14 protein-coding genes are annotated in these 15,738 nt (G+C 51.6%); 1 reads left to right on the top strand and 13 read right to left on the bottom strand.

Annotation, left to right across the window (positions count from 1 at the left end; translation table 11 throughout):
* Position 1: 1 nt before the first annotated feature.
* Both V7775_RS14450 and V7775_RS14445 read right to left on the bottom strand, forming a co-directional pair.
* Entirely contained in the window at positions 2–481 is a 480-nt protein-coding gene (locus V7775_RS14450; protein WP_335752618.1) for a TRAP transporter small permease, read from the bottom strand.
* A gap of 84 nt (positions 482–565) precedes the next feature.
* A complete protein-coding gene (locus V7775_RS14445) occupies positions 566–1,597 on the bottom strand; it encodes a TRAP transporter substrate-binding protein (protein ID WP_335752617.1) in 1,032 nt (343 codons plus the stop codon).
* A 92-nt stretch (positions 1,598–1,689) separates the two neighbouring features.
* On the opposite strand from V7775_RS14445, the gene V7775_RS14440 reads away from it, so the two are divergent.
* The gene (locus V7775_RS14440) at positions 1,690–2,361 is read left to right on the top strand and encodes a GntR family transcriptional regulator (protein ID WP_335752616.1); all 672 of its coding nucleotides are present in this window, start codon (positions 1,690–1,692) and stop codon (positions 2,359–2,361) included.
* A 423-nt stretch (positions 2,362–2,784) separates the two neighbouring features.
* Here V7775_RS14440 and V7775_RS14435 read toward each other — a convergent pair whose 3' ends face one another.
* The 11 genes from V7775_RS14435 to V7775_RS14385 form a co-directional block, all read right to left on the bottom strand.
* Positions 2,785–3,999 (bottom strand): MFS transporter, encoded by a 1,215-nt coding sequence (locus tag V7775_RS14435; protein WP_335752615.1) that lies wholly within the window; start codon positions 3,997–3,999, stop codon positions 2,785–2,787.
* On the bottom strand, positions 3,996–4,427 hold the full coding sequence (locus tag V7775_RS14430) for a MarR family winged helix-turn-helix transcriptional regulator (RefSeq protein WP_335752614.1): 432 nt from the start codon (positions 4,425–4,427) through the stop codon (positions 3,996–3,998). The genes V7775_RS14435 and V7775_RS14430 overlap by 4 nt, the downstream gene beginning before the upstream one ends.
* A gap of 456 nt (positions 4,428–4,883) precedes the next feature.
* Complete coding sequence (locus V7775_RS14425) at positions 4,884–5,900, bottom strand: YeiH family protein (protein ID WP_335752613.1); 1,017 nt, start codon at positions 5,898–5,900, stop codon at positions 4,884–4,886.
* A gap of 87 nt (positions 5,901–5,987) precedes the next feature.
* Positions 5,988–6,704, bottom strand: a complete 717-nt coding sequence (locus tag V7775_RS14420) for a nitrilase-related carbon-nitrogen hydrolase (RefSeq protein ID WP_335752612.1) — start codon at positions 6,702–6,704, stop codon at positions 5,988–5,990.
* A gap of 9 nt (positions 6,705–6,713) precedes the next feature.
* Positions 6,714–8,009, bottom strand: a complete 1,296-nt coding sequence (locus V7775_RS14415) for a glutamine synthetase family protein (protein ID WP_335752611.1) — start codon at positions 8,007–8,009, stop codon at positions 6,714–6,716.
* Positions 8,010–8,028: 19 nt separating this feature from the next.
* The gene (locus V7775_RS14410; protein ID WP_335752610.1) at positions 8,029–10,350 is read right to left on the bottom strand and encodes a molybdopterin-dependent oxidoreductase; all 2,322 of its coding nucleotides are present in this window, start codon (positions 10,348–10,350) and stop codon (positions 8,029–8,031) included.
* A 94-nt stretch (positions 10,351–10,444) separates the two neighbouring features.
* Positions 10,445–11,074 carry a response regulator transcription factor gene (locus V7775_RS14405; RefSeq protein WP_335752609.1) on the bottom strand — a complete coding sequence of 210 codons (630 nt, stop codon included), beginning with the start codon at positions 11,072–11,074 and terminating at the stop codon, positions 10,445–10,447.
* Positions 11,067–12,896, bottom strand: a complete 1,830-nt coding sequence (locus V7775_RS14400) for a sensor histidine kinase (protein ID WP_335752608.1) — start codon at positions 12,894–12,896, stop codon at positions 11,067–11,069. Before V7775_RS14400 ends, V7775_RS14405 begins: the two co-directional genes overlap by 8 nt.
* A 31-nt stretch (positions 12,897–12,927) precedes the next feature.
* Complete coding sequence (locus V7775_RS14395; protein WP_335752607.1) at positions 12,928–13,758, bottom strand: ABC transporter permease; 831 nt, start codon at positions 13,756–13,758, stop codon at positions 12,928–12,930.
* A complete protein-coding gene (locus V7775_RS14390) occupies positions 13,755–14,618 on the bottom strand; it encodes an ABC transporter permease (protein ID WP_335752606.1) in 864 nt (287 codons plus the stop codon). The genes V7775_RS14395 and V7775_RS14390 overlap by 4 nt, the downstream gene beginning before the upstream one ends.
* A complete protein-coding gene (locus tag V7775_RS14385) occupies positions 14,615–15,730 on the bottom strand; it encodes an ABC transporter ATP-binding protein (RefSeq protein WP_335752605.1) in 1,116 nt (371 codons plus the stop codon). Before V7775_RS14385 ends, V7775_RS14390 begins: the two co-directional genes overlap by 4 nt.
* Positions 15,731–15,738: the final 8 nt, after the last annotated feature.

Below are 15,738 nucleotides of genomic sequence, written 5' to 3'. Positions count from 1 at the left end.
CCTAAGCTTTGTGGGCGGCGATGGTGCGCATTGTATTAATCAAGTTCTGAACAACTCGAATTGACGACAACGCTGCACCGACGGGTGCAGAGGAATAAAGAATTGGGATAGGGAGGCCGAGAACGACGGAGTTCTGGCTGGCTACAAAGGGAAGCATGATCAACTTGACGCATTCAATTGTCAGCATCACCAGAAACGCGAGGACAAGAATATCTATGACGATGTCTGCGTACAAACGCGCGCGTTCACCGAGCAGGTCCCGTATGACGGTGATGCGCACATGTTCGCGGTTTTGAAAGGCGTAGCTGACCGCAAGCCAAACAAACCAGACAAAAAACCAAAGGGTCAGTTCCTCACCCCATGACAATGATGCATTCAGGACGTATCGCATAATTACGTTGACGAAGATCAATAGCACGATCGCTGCCAAGAGAATTGAAGCCAACATCTTCTCTATGTTTTGGTCCAGCCACTTCAGCATGCCATCACTCTCTCATCTCTAAAAATGGAGGGTGCCCAAACACATTTGACCTTGGACACCCAATTCGAAAATCGCGCGAAAGGCTTAGTTGCCGGTTGCCTCGGCAACAGCAGCGATCCAAGCGTCATACGCTTCTACACCGACTTGATCACGGTACTGCAATCGCACGCTTTCGGTTGCGTCAGCAAATGCCTGACGTTGCTCAGCGGTCAATTCAAGTACTTCAACACCGGCCGCCCGGATTTCCTCCAATTGAGATGCATCTTCGGACGCAACGAGCTCGGCTTGATAAACTCGAGAGGCGGCCATCGAGTCGCGAACCAACTGCTGGTGTTCCTCTGAGAGCGTACCAAAGAACTGTTGGCTGATTACAGGCATATAAACAGCGAAAACGTGACCAGTCGTGGAGAGGTAGGATTGAACTTCGTAAAAGCGCTGGGACGTGATGATCGCAAGCGGGTTTTCTTGTCCGTCAATTACACCTTGCTGCAGCGCTGAGTACACTTCGCCAAAGTTCATAGGCGTCGGGTTGGCTCCAAGAGCCTGGAACGTCGCGACGTGGGCAGGTACCTGCATGGTGCGCAGCTTGACGCCTTCCAGATCGGCAGGTGTTGCGATTGGGCGAACATTGTTGGTGACATTGCGTACGCCCAATTCGAGCCAACCAAGCCCAACCAACCCCTGGTTTTCAACCCGCTCGATCATGCCATCGCCAGCTGGGCTGTCCAGCACATCAAAAGCAATTTCTTTGGACGCATACATGTACGGCAGTTCGATGACGGCAAAGGCTGGATCCCATCCAGCGAAGAAGGAGGAAGGCGGGATCGCCATTTCCAGAACACCGGTTTGGACGCCTTCAATCATTTCCCGATCAGGGCCCATCTGCGAGGAAGGGAATATCTGTACGTCGATCTCGCCGTCAGAGCCCGCCTCGACAAGCTTTTCGAAGTGCAAAATAGCGCGATGCATGTGGAAAGACTCGGCTGCGCCATGCCCGACCTTGATGACTGTCTCAGCGGATGCAGCGACGGCAAGGCCAGTCGACAAAATGACGCCGAGTGTGAATGTGGATTTCTTAAACAAGGTATCCTCCCAAGGATTGATTTCGATGGGCATTATAGGGCCCTGACGTCTGACATATCAGATATATTTTTTAAATCAACAAAACTGTGCTATCGTTGTGAAGATCTGAAGAGAGTAGACTTATCGTGACAGAATTCATTCAACTTAAACGACCAGATTCCCTGAGTAAAATTGCGGAAGAGTATATTCGCAAGGGCATCATTAACGGGACTTTTAGTCTGGGAGAGAAGCTGCAGGAATCCAAGCTCTCTATAGTAATAGGCATAAGTAAGACCCCGATTCGCGAAGCGCTTGCCGCATTGAATCTCCAAGGCCTTGTTCAGATCATCCCACAACGAGGTGCCTTTGTTTTTAGTCTCTCTCAAGACAGTGTGGAACAGCTCTGCCAGTATCGGCTGCTCCTCGAAACAGCGGCTATGAGCCAAGCGTTGGATATCAACTCTATCGCTTTACTCGCTGAGCTGGAGGAGCTTGTGTCTAAGATGTCAGAAGCCCGCACGGTCGGTGCATTCGAGGAATACCTCGAGTTAGATGCCGATTTTCATGCCTCATTTTTTAAACACTGCGGTAACAGTTACCTTCAGGACGGATATCAGAACGTCAGCGACATCGTCCAAACGATGCGAACGCACTTGTCAAAACGCCCGAAGCGGACTGAGAAGTCTTTCAAGGAACATACCGCAATCACCAAGCACTTGCGTAACGGCAAAGTGAAGGCAGCAAATATGATTCTGGCGCGCCAAATCACGCGGGGAGAGCGATCATACTCAGATATTATCGGGCTTGCAAAAATGTAGAGAAGTTAATTTAAATATGTTCACTGTATTTAACATAAGATAGATTATAGGGAGAAGTGCTGACTTATATTTTCACCCTGTTCAGAGCCCTGCTTTCTGCGTCGCCAACACTGTGGTGTCCCCACAATACCTACGTATTGCAGCCATTCGCTGCACCTTGCACAAACTCACACACCGCGGTCAAATTGTGCCTTCGTTGTGAATGTACCAATGTCGGCTTCTGAGCGACGGTTCAACAAACGGTCCTTTTTTTGAAGAACTATATCTACTGAGATTTACGCCAAATATGAACTAGGCATCATCAACATAGTGCCCAATCAGCAAGATAAATTTCCATTAATGGATTCTGGTAAAGAGTGAACAGTGCAGCGACGAGCACAGCTGCCATCGCAATCAAGATCAATGTGATTGCCGAAACCCTACTCATACCACAGCCCGCCTCTGCGCCAGCGTCCGCTCGGTGATCGGCCAGTTTAGTACCGCCGCGATCAGGCTGAGAGCAATGGCGATGGCCCAGGCCAAGTCGTAGCTGCCCGTTTGGTCATAGAGCCAGCCGCCCAGCCAGCCTCCGGCAAAGGACCCCAACTGGTGCGCGAAGAATACGATTCCGCCCAGCATCGACATATGCTTGACACCCCAGACGGCCGCGACTGTGCCGTTGGTTAACGGCACAGTCGATAGCCAGAACAAACCCATCAATGCGCCAAAGATATAGGCGGTTGTGGACGTTACCGGCAGAAGAACGAAGGCCGCGATCACCACTGCTCGTCCAAGGTAAATCCAAGACAGCAACATAGGTTTGCGGTGCCGTCCACCCCACAGACCCGCATAGTAGGTGCCCGCGATGTTCACGAGGCCGATCAGGGCCAGCACAGTCGTGGCCACCCCATTGCCAATACCTTCATCCGCCAAGAACGCAGGTAAGTGAATGGCGATGAACACGACCTGAAACCCGCAGGCAAAAAATCCCAGTGATAGTAGCCAAAAATCACGCGTCCCGAAGGCGTCGCGCAGGGCGCGAGAGAAAGTGACATCTTCCTCAACGGAGGCGGGCTTGGCTGGCATGTTGCGGATGCCCAAAGCGAGCGGCAGCATGGCTAGAGTCAGGCCAGCAAGGATAATCAATGCTGTTTGCCACTCGAACACAGTGATCAGTCCGAGGCTTAGCGGCAGCATCGCGAATTGCCCGAAAGAGCCAACCGACATCGTGATACCCATGGCAAGCGAACGTTGTTGCGGTGAGACCAATCTGCTGATCGCGCCGAATATCACCGGAAACGTAGTGCCTGATAGACCCAACCCAATGAGTACACCCGCACCTAGAATGAACACCGTCTCGCCTGCAACCTGCGACATGGTATACAGGCCAAGACCATAGAGAACCGCACCGGCGGCAACCACGGGCTTAGCTCCATAGCGGTCGGCGATCACGCCGGTGAAGGGCTGGCTGGCTCCCCAGACGAGGTTTTGCAGCGCAATGGCAAAAGCGAACGTCTCGCGCCCCCAGCCCTGATCCATGGTGACAGGTTGCAGGAACAGCCCGAAGGTATGGCGCACACCCAGCGAGACGAGCAGGATGAGCGATCCGCAGACAAGGGCCACCACTGCGCCGTGCCAAGCGCCAACAGGTTTTGTCATGGGGATGTGTCCTTGCTTTTGGTATCTAATTCAAAAATACGCTCCAGCGTGCCTAGAAGGTTATCGAGCTCCATACCGAGTGATGCCTTCATCTCCGACTGCGCCTGTGTCCAAAGCGGAACCGCTTTCACAAGCGTCGCGCAGCCCGCTGGGGTCAGCACCACGCTGCGCGCCCGCGCATCCGCGCAAGTCGGCAAAACCAGCAGACCTTGACGCTTTAGCACCTTAAGGTTTCGCCCAAGCGTGCTGCGGTCCAACCCCACAAGTTCAGCCAACTCGCTGATCGTTGCGTCGGGGTTGGCTTCGATTTGGCGCAAGAGTCGAAACATTGTCACCTTCAGGCCGGATGGTGCTAGCACCCTGTTATAGAGAGCGGTGCTGGCCTGAGCGGCCTGACGCAGGGACGTGCAAATACATTTGTCACTCATAAGTTAAGGGTATATACCCTTAACTTCGCGTCGGCAAGAAAATGGATCAGGTTGTGGTGACGTTAGGAAAACCAACCTGCAAGCCGTTAAAAAATCTCGCTCTTGGAACAGGCAAAACCACATCGTTGAATGTAGCCACAGACCCTGTTCAAAAGCTAATCGATTGTAGAAAGTTTTTGCCTCTATCGTGATAGCGGATATTAGCCGCATTGCAGAAATTCGGTAAAGAGGGCTCAACCCGGCCCTTCGCTGCGGCCAACATGAAGGTTAGGTATTTTAATATTTTGGGGGCAAATGTCTAATGCGTGGTCAAAATATTGGCTCTGAACATGGCGAGATAATAGGTTAATACTTCTTACCTAAAATCTATCTTATGTTAATTTTTGACTTTTTTGAATTTGATAAATTCCGAGATCAAAATCAAATATTGAACTTTCTCGTTTAGGATCAGATATTTTATACCATCCAATAGAGCGCCGCTACGGTTAGGCAACCGATGAATGTTGTCTCCACAACTAAAAGTGAAATTGCGGGTAAACCGACGTTAATCACTTCTTTCAGTGCAGTCTTCATTCCTACCGCGGCAATTGCGGTCAGCAGCGCCCACCGAGAAATCTCTGCGGCCAAGGTGGTCAAGGATGATGGAAAAAACCCGAAAGAATTAAGTGCGACGAGTATTGCAAATGCAGCTACAAACGCGGGGATCAGAGGCGGGCGTTTCGCGCTATCTTGATCGGTCATGCTGACCCGTCTGATGATGATTGATGCGACCAGAATAACGGGCGCAAGCATTGCTACACGAATAAGCTTCACGACCGTAGCTACATCGCCGGTATCTTCAGAGATCGAAAAACCGGCACCGACGACCTGTGCCACGTCGTGGATCGTCGCCCCGAGAAAGATGCCTGCCGTCTTTGCATCGTAACCCAACGCATCCGCAAGGATCGGATAGACGATCATCGCGAACGTCGACAGGATCGTGACGCCAACGACTGTAAACACCAACCGTTCTTCAGTCCGATCATCCCGTGGTAAGATGGCTGAGATAGCCATCGCTGCCGACGCGCCGCATATCGCTACTGAACCGGCGGACAGAAATGCAAATCGTGACCCGTGGCCAAACAGACGTGCAATCAGCAAGCCAAACAAAATCGTCGCGATGACGCCTCCGATAACGAGACAAACGATTGCCCAACCAAGGTCAGCCGCCATGTTAAAACTGATCCGCATCCCAAGAAGTGCCACGCCAAAGCGTAGAACTGACCGCGCAGAAAAGGCGATGCCAGTTTCGCAATGAGGGTCATCGGACAAAAAACTCAAGGCAATGCCAAACAGAAGGGCCATCAACATTGCGGGAGCGCCGTAATGCTCGGATATGAATTGGGCAGCCAAGGCAATGAGCGCCGATATTAGGAAGCCGGGAAATAGCGAACGTACGTTCGACAAACCGATAGAGATAGAGAAAGTATGCATAGCGAAAAGCCGTCCTTATTGTCGCGAACGACTTGTTGTTGCTTCCTGAGAGAGATGGAGAATTTGGAGAGCCGTATTTCGTCTAAATCACGACATCTCACCTGTATCGATTAGACCGAAGGATCGCGTCGTGCCGCACCGCAAAAGATGCTTGCCGTCCGGCCCTGCGATCACCGAAAATCCAGCATAGGTTAGATCGCCCTCAGTGCCACACAGATTTGCGTATGTCACTGTCACTGCATTTTCCAATGCGCGGGATCGTATAGTGACATCAGACACATCAGCGTATTGATCGGGATTTGCTGTGGGAACAAAAATGTGGCGAACATCCTGCCCTGCCAACTTCCGCGCGGGTTCAGTAAATTCGATATCATAACAGATCAAAACACCGCAGAGGGTGTCGCGAAAGGTAAAAATACAATCCTGATGAGCTGGTTCAAAGATCTCTTTTTCTTGTGGACCGAACAAATGACGTTTGCGGTAATGCGCGATTTTAACGCCATTTTCGTCAAACACACTCGCAGCGTTGTAAATGACATCCCCTTCCCGCTCGGCCCAGCCGAAGACAATACCGCAATTCGCATGCGCTGCCATTTGCGACACCGAAACCTCCCAAGAACCGCCCTGTACCTGCGCCAGCTCACGTATGGCTTCAGGTTGATTATAGCCTGGGAACAAAAGTTCTGGCAAAACGCAGATATCGGCCTGCCCTGCAGAGGCCATCGCCAAAGCAGAACGTACCTCGGATAAGGCTATAGCCACGTCCCCCGCAGGGGACGTGCATTGATGGACCGCAATTTTCATCGACCTACCTTACAAGTTGCCAAGGTAACGATCACGTTCGACATCCGTCACTTGATGTTCAACAAACGCGATCTCACGGCGTGCCTGTTCAATCAAGATATCGTAGCACCCGTCCCCCAGAACACCGCGCACAAAACCGTCGGCCTCGGCGGCGTCAATAGCGTCGCGCAAGTTGAGAGGCAGCGCAGGATCGTCACATTCGGAATATGCATCGCCTTCGGTGGCCGGGCCTGGTTTCATACCTTGTTCGATCCCGTCAAGACCTGCAGCGATATCGCAAGCCAGCAAGTAATACGGGTTACAATCAGCAGATGCGTCGCGTTTTTCGACCCGGACTGCTTTGTCCGTGCCCTCAATAACCCGCAGGGCAACGGTACGGTTGTCATGACCCCAGCTCGCGTTGACGGGACAGAATGTATAGGGTTGGCGACGGCGATACGCATTGGGGGTTGTTGACGATACAAACGACGTTGACCCAATCCGTTTTTGCATCCCTGCAAGGAACGACATTCCCAATTCGTTCAACTTTCCGTTCTCTGCAAAGGCGTTCTTGCCGTCTTTCCAAACGGAGTAATGGGTATGGAACCCGCTTCCAGCCTCATCAATAAACGGTTTTGCCATAAAGGTAGCGATATAGCCGTGCTTTTGGGCGATCTCTTTGACCAGCGTACGGAACAAAACCACGTTGTCGGCACTGGATAATGCTTCGGAATAGCGCACGTTAACTTCTGCTTGGCCGGCGGCATATTCTGGGTTTGATTGCTCAATCGGAATTCCCATCTCGATCAGGTCATCGCGGATCGGACCCAGAACATGCTCCATCTCGGATTGACGGTTGATGCCGTAAACCTGAATGCCTTTTTGCCGCGGCAATTTGGTTTCGGGATCGAGCAGATAGAACTCCAGTTCGGAACCAACCTGAATTTCCAAGCCCATTTCCTTGGCGCGTTCCAACTGCCGGATCAACACCTGACGCGGGTCAATTGGAACAGGTTTGTGATCCATTCCTTCGCTGTAGCCCAGACACATCGCAACACCCGGTTCCCACGGAATTGGCACAGGTGTCGTACTTGGGTAAATGTGCATGTCGACATAACCGTTGCCAAAACTGCAATACGGCGTGTCCCAGATATCACAGGTCATATCCATGGCATAGATCGCGGCAATGATCGCACAGCCGTCTTCACAGATCGTGTCCCAGTGAGCGGCAGGGATACGTTTCCCGCGCATGACACCGTTGATATCACCAGTGCCAAATACGACGGTCTTGATGCCTTCGGGAAGTGGAATGATTGGTTTTGTCATGTAGAAGTCCTTGTTGGGTCTATTTTGCCTCTGTGGGCACAAATTCAGGGGGCGAAAACACCGTTATGGGGGGGAGTGGATCGTCAAAGCGGGTGACCTCGACAAGCGTAGAGTGCGCTGTGGGTCCCTGCCCTAATGTTGATGTTCCGGCATCGCGCGTGAGAACATTAGGGTTGCCGTGAACACACATCGCTAACGGATCACCAGGCGTTTCGGGATCGTACCACGCACCCGTTGACAGCTGGATCACGCCAAGTTTGATGTCGTCCGACAACACAGCCCCAGCGAGGCAAGAACCACGCGCATTAAATAGCTTTATCACGTCGCCCGCTTTGATACCGCGTGCAGCGGCATCAGCGGTGTTCAGCGTAGCAGGTTCGCGGCCTTTGATTTTTGATGCGACGCTTGTCGCACCGCAATCCATTTGGCTGTGCAGCCGCGTTTTGGGTTGGTTACTAATCAAATGAAGCGGATAGGTTTCAGCAGCCTTGCTACCACGCCATTCATAACTGCCCAGCCAAACTGGATGGCCGGGACAATCAGGGTCACCCCATCCCGCGATGACATCGCTGAAAATCTCGATCTTGCCTGATGGGGTGCTAAGGGGATAGGTCGTTGGATCGGCCCTAAAACCAGCCAGCAGAACACTCGGTGTTTCTGAGATTGGCCGAGCGTGTGTGCCGTCTCTAGTGAGATCAGCAAGATAAGGCAATGAAATGCCCGCCGATTTACCAGCCTGCTGCGCTTCGTCCCAAATGTGCGAAACCCACTCATCCGCGCTGCGCCCTTCAGTAAAGGCATCAGCAAAACCCAATCGTTCTGACAGTCCTGCAAAGATGGCGTAGTCATCACGGGCTTCACCCTGTGGAGGAATAGCAGCATCCATATGCGTAATCAGCGGATCCCAACGCACCATTGAGATGTCACGCCGTTCAAAGCTAGAGGTCGCGGGGAAAACAATGTCAGCATGACGGGCAGTCGCGGTCCACCAGACCTCGTTAACAATGATGGTTTCAGGCTGCTGGAACCCAAGTACCAATTTGCCAAGGTCCATCTGATGGTGAAACGGATTGCCCCCCGTCCAATAAACCAAGCGCAGATCGGGATACGCACGGTCTTGGCCGTTGAAACGGTAAGGTTGGCCGGGCGAGAGCAATGCATCGCTGATACGCGCAACTGGGATTGGGTCCGGTATCGGGTTTTTGCCCTGTGGAAAGGCGGGGAACCGGATCGCATGCGTGGGATTTCCAACACCATTGGCGCAACCATAGCCAATGCCAAACCCACCGCCCGGCAATCCGATCTGGCCCAACATCGCGGCCAAGACGATGGCCATCCAACAGGGTTGCTCGCCATGATCTGCCCGTTGCAACGCCCAAGCGACCGTAACCATCGTGCGACCTGCAGCCATACGTTTTGCGAGGTCCGCGATGGTCTGAGCAGGAATGCCGCAAATGGATGCAGCCCAATCCGGTGTTTTTGGAGTGTCGTCGACCTGCCCCAGAAGGTATGGCAGGAAGCGGTCATAACCAGTGGTGTAACGCCCCAAAAAAGCTTGATCTGCCAGCCCTTCGGTGTGAAGCACGTAAGCCAACCCCAGCATTAGGGCCGTATCACTGTTGGGGTGTGGCGCGATCCAGTCAGCCTCGCAAACATCGGGCGCATCGGTGCGGATGGGACTGATGTTGATAAAATCTGTTCCGCTTGCCCGGACCTTGCCCAGCCATGCTTTAAGCGTATGACGCCCAACGCCGCCTGCATTGATGTCAGCATTTTTCAATGACATGCCGCCAAACATCACAACCAAATCAGCGTGGCCCGCGATTGCGTCCCACGATGTTGCTTCGTCCAGAACCATTTTTGAAAACGGGCCGACAATATGTGGCATCAAGGCACTCACGGCGGCGTAGCTATAGGTGTCCGTCGACGCCGTATACCCGCCGTAACCGTTGAGAAAACGATGGACTTGGCTTTGGGCATGATGAAACCGCCCCGCACTGGCCCACCCATACGAGCCGCCAAAAATCGACGCGTTGCCGTGGGCAGTTCGAACACGTTTCAATTCTGATGCAGCAAGATCAAGCGCTTCGTCCCAGGGGATTTCAACAAAGGGTTCTGTGCCACGCGCACGAGGATCTGAATTGGTCGGATCTTTTAGAAAACTAGCACGGACTGACGGACGACGAACGCGTGTTTCATGGTGAATCGCAGCGATCATGTTCCCGCCAAGATCGGAAGGGTTAGGATCGCCCTCAAAGGGCTTCACAGACTTCAAACGTCCGTTTTCGCTCCGCACTTGGTAGGTGCCCCAGTGTGTCGATGTGTTTTGATGTTCTGTCATGGTTCCCTGCGCGTTCTTTGCGCAGATTGCCCTAATTCGAACTACTTATATATTGGGGTTAACTGCTTTATACCTCCGTACAAATACGGAGTCTTCACACCTTAATGAGGCCCTTACGGATCGCGTAGCGCACAAGTTCAGAGTTTGACGAAATTTGCAGCTTTTCGCGCACGTTGGCGCGGTAAGTATCAACCGTGCGTTTAGAAATTCCCAGCTGCTCGCCTATCTGCAAGCTAGAATACCCATCAACAACCAGTGTAACGACTTGAAGTTCACGCGGTGTCAGACCGTCCGTGTCATCAGTTTCTTCGCTTGCATACGCCAGCTCAGACGCGAGCGAGGGACTGATAAACTTCTTACCATCAGCGATAAACCGAACGGCGCGCACAAGTTCGTCAAACGCATCAAGTTTTAGGACATACCCGTCAACTTGCGCTTCTTTGTGGGCAATTCTAAAAAAGTCGGGATCAGTTTGCATGGTCACAATAAGCAGTGCAAAGACCATTCCGTCAGCTTGCAGTGACTTACTGAGCTGGATGCCATTTTGCTTTCCCAGCGAGATATCCATAATGACAACATCCGGTTTTAGCGTACCGATGACTCTGCGCGCTTCTCCGGCATTTCCAGCTTGACCAATAACCTGCATATCATCAGATGCGTTCAAAAGGGTAATTACCCCTTCACGGAACATTTGATGGTCATCTACTACGACGATCTTAATCATCCAACGTGACCTCCATTTTGATCTTTGTTCCGCGACCCAGCGCACTTTCCAATATATAGACGGCATTTGCCAGCGATGCACGTTCCCGCATCGTGCTTAGGCCCAAACCAAGGTCACGCTTTTCCCCAACATTAAATCCTTGGCCGTCGTCCGAAACCGAGAGTTTAAGACGCCTTCCCACTGTATTCATCTCGACGCTGATATTGAAACATTCAGCATGTTTAATCGCGTTGTTTAGGCTCTCTTGATAGATACGGAATAGCTGCTCTTTTAGAGCGAACGGCAGCTCAATCTTTTTGTTCACCGCGCAATCATAACCGATTTCAGTTGCGGCCAACGTTCGTTCAAGATGCCGTTCAATGGCGGCACCCAGCGTCTGATTGTGCAGAATGGAAGGGCGCAAATTTTCGATGATTTCCACAACGCCCACATTCAAATCGTCAATAGATTGGGTGAGATTTCCAAACCGTGCATCGGCTTTGTCCGCCGCGAGGATTTTCAGATGCAACCCCACCGCAGCAATGCCTTGCCCTAATCCGTCGTGCATGTCGCGCGCCATTCGTGCGCGTTCAAGATCACGAACCGTCACCAATCGTTCCGACAAATTCCCCAGATGACGAGACATATCTTGATATCTTTGTGCGATCAGAAAAAGAAAGGTAAAGGTCGTCAAAAGGTAACTAATTTGGATAGTACTCAGCGCGTGCCACGGAGACGCGGCAATGAACTGATAAAGATACGCAAACAAAAGCACAGCCGCTAGGGCCCACATCAACATCACCTGAAATGTAAAGCCACCTTGCGCTTTGAGTGCCCGCAGCATGGTGTAAAGAACTAATACGACTGCGACAACATCGGTTGTCAGGTCCAAAAAGGGTAACGAGATAGGTGTCATCGCAACTGCGATCAACCCTATAGCCGTAAGGGTAACCCCCAGTGACAGAGAGATTCCACGGCCAAGTTGGCCAAGTATTTCGGCTTGAACCAGGCGACAAAACAAAACCGTACACAGCAGCTTTCCTACCGCTAGGACACGTTCAACCCACGCAAAGCGCCCGCCGAGGTCGTAAAAGATGAGTGAATCCAGAAGGATCAAGATTGCCGCGACAAGTACGAACAGCCCAAAACGCAAATTTGACGGACCTCGAAAGCCTGAAACAAACAAAAACCCGCAGAATAATGCAATCAAAAGAAGGATACTAATCGCCGCCCCCTGTAGGATCTTGAGAGACGCCTCTACGCTGCGCGCGGTCAGTATTAGGCGATCCCTGTCATCGATTTGAATAGCGTCAACGGCAAAGGCTGAGGGCTCGGTCAGCCCCTCAACCGCCACAACGAGCGAATTACTACGACTAAGGTTCATGAAGCTGTACCACATGCCTAACTTCGGTAACCCCATAAGAGACGGCTTACCTGCAGCATCAATACCATTGGGTGACAGAAAACCTCCCTTCCCGATCAAGCGTCCATTCAGGTAGACCTCATGGGCCTGCTCAACCATTCCTAAGTAGATTCCCAGATCGCGCGTTCGGTAATGCCATCCGATCGTAAAATCGATGCGATACCAAGAAACTTTGCCTTGCGGCGCATGAACCGATTTTGTCTTAACCTTGGCCCAATCCGCATCATCTAACGCGTCAATGTCAGGGCGAGAGCCGTCCACAGTATACACCATCCAATCGCCATAGGCCAAAAGTTGGGGATCATAGAAGTTCTCGGGCAGAACTACATCCTGTGCACGACCCGCCTGTGCCCAAAGGCAGGTGATCAGGGTCAGAACCCATAAGCTTTGCCAGATGCTGCGACAAATAAACCGTGCCACGTGTATGGTTCTGGCTAGCAATCGAATTCACCTATTCCTTGGGCGCTCCCTGTGTTAGGGCCAGCGACCGGCGACGCAAGCTTTCAGCGACCACAATCAACAGTAGTCCGGCTACGAATGTCACCGTCGCAAGTGCAGGGTAAAGCGGTGTTGACCCTAAAGCCATCCCAGAGAAAACGAAAGTCGGCAATGAACGTCCAGTGCCTGACAAACTGTAAGTGATGTAGAAATTCCCCCAAGACAGCAGGAAAGCAAAGATCGCAGCAGAGAAAATTCCGGGCCAAAGGATCGGGAACGTGACCTCACGGAAAACTTCCCACGGGGTAGCCCCGAAATCTTGTGCGGCCTGTTCCAGTGTGGGATCAAATGTTGCTGCCTGAACCGAGATGATAATCGTGGTAAACGGGACCAGGTAGACGCAATGACCAATGATCGCCGTGAGCAAGTTATTTGAGAAATCAAAGATATTTCCCAAAACAGAGAACCACAGCAACAAGACCACGCCTAACAAAAGCTGTGGGAAAACCAATGGTGCCAAGGCAACTAGCTGAAACGCTTTTTTGCCGCGAAAATCGAAGCGCACAAACGATTGTGCCGCCCCAAGACCAACCGCTGTTGAGATCAGCATGGCTGACACCGCGATGATCAGCGAATTCAACGTTGCCTTACCAACATCACTGTTAGTGAACAGATCGCGGTACCAATCCAGTGTCCAACCGTCGAATGGCAAGTTCAGATACCTACCCTCTTTGAAGGAGAAAAGGATCAGGGTGAAAATCGGAATGTAGAAAAAGATAAGGACTGCAATGACGGACGAAATCAATCCGACGTTGATGAACCTTGCTTCAAAGGTCTTGTTCATGACTGTCCCTTTTGGCGCAGATCCAGCAGACGCGAGGCCAGAAGGATCGTGATAACAGTGATCGAGATGACAACGATTGTGAGGGCCGAACCCAGCGGCCAATTGATCCGTGTCTCAAATGTTTGTCGAATTAGTTCCGCAGCCATCGGGTTCAGGCCGCCGCCCAATACCTTGGGTTCTAAGAACGACCCAAGTGACAAAACAAACACCAACAAGGCGCCGGCCATAAGACCACTCTTGCTCAATGGCAAAGTCACCTCCCAAAAGGCACGAAATTTTCCAGCGCCGCAATCATATGCAGCACGCAGCAAATTTCTGTCGATCACATCGACCGACAAAAAGATGGTGAAAATCGAAAATGGCAACAACGTGTAAACCATGCCAAGTAGCGCAGAGAACCGTGAGTACAGAACCCAATCGGGTAAACTGGGCAACCCCAACCAGCTCAGGATATAGTTTGCTGGGCCAGTTTGATCTAGAAATACAACCCACCCAAAGGTCTTCAGTACGGCATCGGTCAAAAACGCAAACACCAACAAAATTTTTATCGTCGTTTGCCAGCGTTTGAACCGCGTAACCAGCGCATAGGCGATCGGAAATCCGATAACCGCACAGACGATCACACAGGCGATTGCCATCAAGATCGTATTCCACAAAATCGACCAGTAGTACTTGGTTGTGAACACGTCGGTCCAGGTCTCAAGCGACCAGACCCATTGCACACGATAAAATTCAGTTTCCTGAAACGACAGTGCGATTGTCATGCACAGCGGCACGATAAAAAACGCCGATTGTAGAAGGACACTGGGCAACGCGTGAAGCGCCACCATAAAACGGCTGGGTTCTAATGACTGGCTCATGCGGCGACCTGAAGTGTGTCAGTAGCCCGATCAAACAAGTGAGTATCCTCGTCACGCCACCCAACCCGAATTTCAGCTCCGACGATGATTTGGGCGTCTATGTGACCCTGTATTTCCAGCGTCATTAAGTGGCCGCCATCCTTTGTGACAGCTTTGACTTGCGTCGTGGATCCACGGTTGAATGTTTCAGACACAATGACGTCCAAAGTGACATCCAGCTTCTCGCCGGACCCCACCATGTGTACAAATTCTGGACGGACCATCAGATAGGCCTGCGGCTGGGTAGCAGCTTCGGGACCGAAACTTGAATGTCCCTGAATACCCGCCATGTCCGTCGCAACGTAGCGGTTGTTTTCAACAGTTACCGGAAACAAGTTGGTCTCGCCAATGAACTCAGCGACAAATTTATGGGTTGGGCGATAATAGATATCGTCAGGCGTGCCAACTTGCAGCAAAAGCCCGTCTTTCATGACGCAGATATGGTCTGCCAGCATCATTGCTTCTTCTAGATCGTGGGTCACGTGAATGAACGTCACGCCAAGGCTGCGGTGTAGACGTTTCAATTCTGCCTGAAGCACTTTCTTCAACTTGACGTCAAGGGCGCTCAAAGGTTCATCGAGCAACAGCAATTTCGGATGCGAGATCATCGAGCGGGCAAGCGCCACGCGTTGTTGTTCACCGCCAGACAACTGTGCAGGGTAGCGGGTCAAATATTCTGGTTTGAGCTGCATCAGCGCGATCATATCAAGCGTACGGCGTTCTATTTCCGCTTTGGAAACTTTGCGTAATTTTAGCGGAAAACCGATATTTTCGGCTATTGTTTTATGCGGAAACAGAGCTAATTTTTGAAACACCATCGATGTGGGCCGGTCCGCAGGGGCCACATTAGTCATATCCTCGCCGTCGATTGTCAACGTGCCTTCTGTCGCAGCTTCAAACCCTGAAATGACTTGTAAAAGAGTTGATTTACCACTGCCTGAGGGTCCCACAAGGGCAACAAACTCGCCCTCTTTTACGGTCAGATTGATACCGTGCAACGCCCGAAAGTTTCCGTAATTTTTGATGACACCATCAATGGTGCAAATGTCGTTGGTCGAGATGTCAGCAGACACATGTATTC

Origin of the sequence: Sulfitobacter sp. (genome assembly GCF_036960155.1) — a bacterium.
Taxonomy (GTDB): domain Bacteria; phylum Pseudomonadota; class Alphaproteobacteria; order Rhodobacterales; family Rhodobacteraceae; genus Sulfitobacter.
This window is presented reverse-complemented; position numbering and strand designations above follow the sequence as displayed.

Bases quoted from the DNA above. Each gene is read 5' to 3' on its own strand.
- V7775_RS14450 (WP_335752618.1), bottom strand. From the start codon at position 481: ATGCTGAAGTGGCTGGACCAAAACATAGAGAAGATGTTGGCTTCAATT.
- V7775_RS14445 (WP_335752617.1), bottom strand. From the start codon at position 1,597: ATGCCCATCGAAATCAATCCTTGGGAGGATACCTTGTTTAAGAAATCC.
- V7775_RS14435 (WP_335752615.1), bottom strand. From the start codon at position 3,999: ATGACAAAACCTGTTGGCGCTTGGCACGGCGCAGTGGTGGCCCTTGTC.
- V7775_RS14430 (WP_335752614.1), bottom strand. From the start codon at position 4,427: ATGAGTGACAAATGTATTTGCACGTCCCTGCGTCAGGCCGCTCAGGCC.
- V7775_RS14425 (WP_335752613.1), bottom strand. From the start codon at position 5,900: ATGCATACTTTCTCTATCTCTATCGGTTTGTCGAACGTACGTTCGCTA.
- V7775_RS14420 (WP_335752612.1), bottom strand. From the start codon at position 6,704: ATGAAAATTGCGGTCCATCAATGCACGTCCCCTGCGGGGGACGTGGCT.
- V7775_RS14415 (WP_335752611.1), bottom strand. From the start codon at position 8,009: ATGACAAAACCAATCATTCCACTTCCCGAAGGCATCAAGACCGTCGTA.
- V7775_RS14410 (WP_335752610.1), bottom strand. From the start codon at position 10,350: ATGACAGAACATCAAAACACATCGACACACTGGGGCACCTACCAAGTG.
- V7775_RS14405 (WP_335752609.1), bottom strand. From the start codon at position 11,074: ATGATTAAGATCGTCGTAGTAGATGACCATCAAATGTTCCGTGAAGGG.
- V7775_RS14395 (WP_335752607.1), bottom strand. From the start codon at position 13,758: ATGAACAAGACCTTTGAAGCAAGGTTCATCAACGTCGGATTGATTTCG.
- V7775_RS14390 (WP_335752606.1), bottom strand. From the start codon at position 14,618: ATGAGCCAGTCATTAGAACCCAGCCGTTTTATGGTGGCGCTTCACGCG.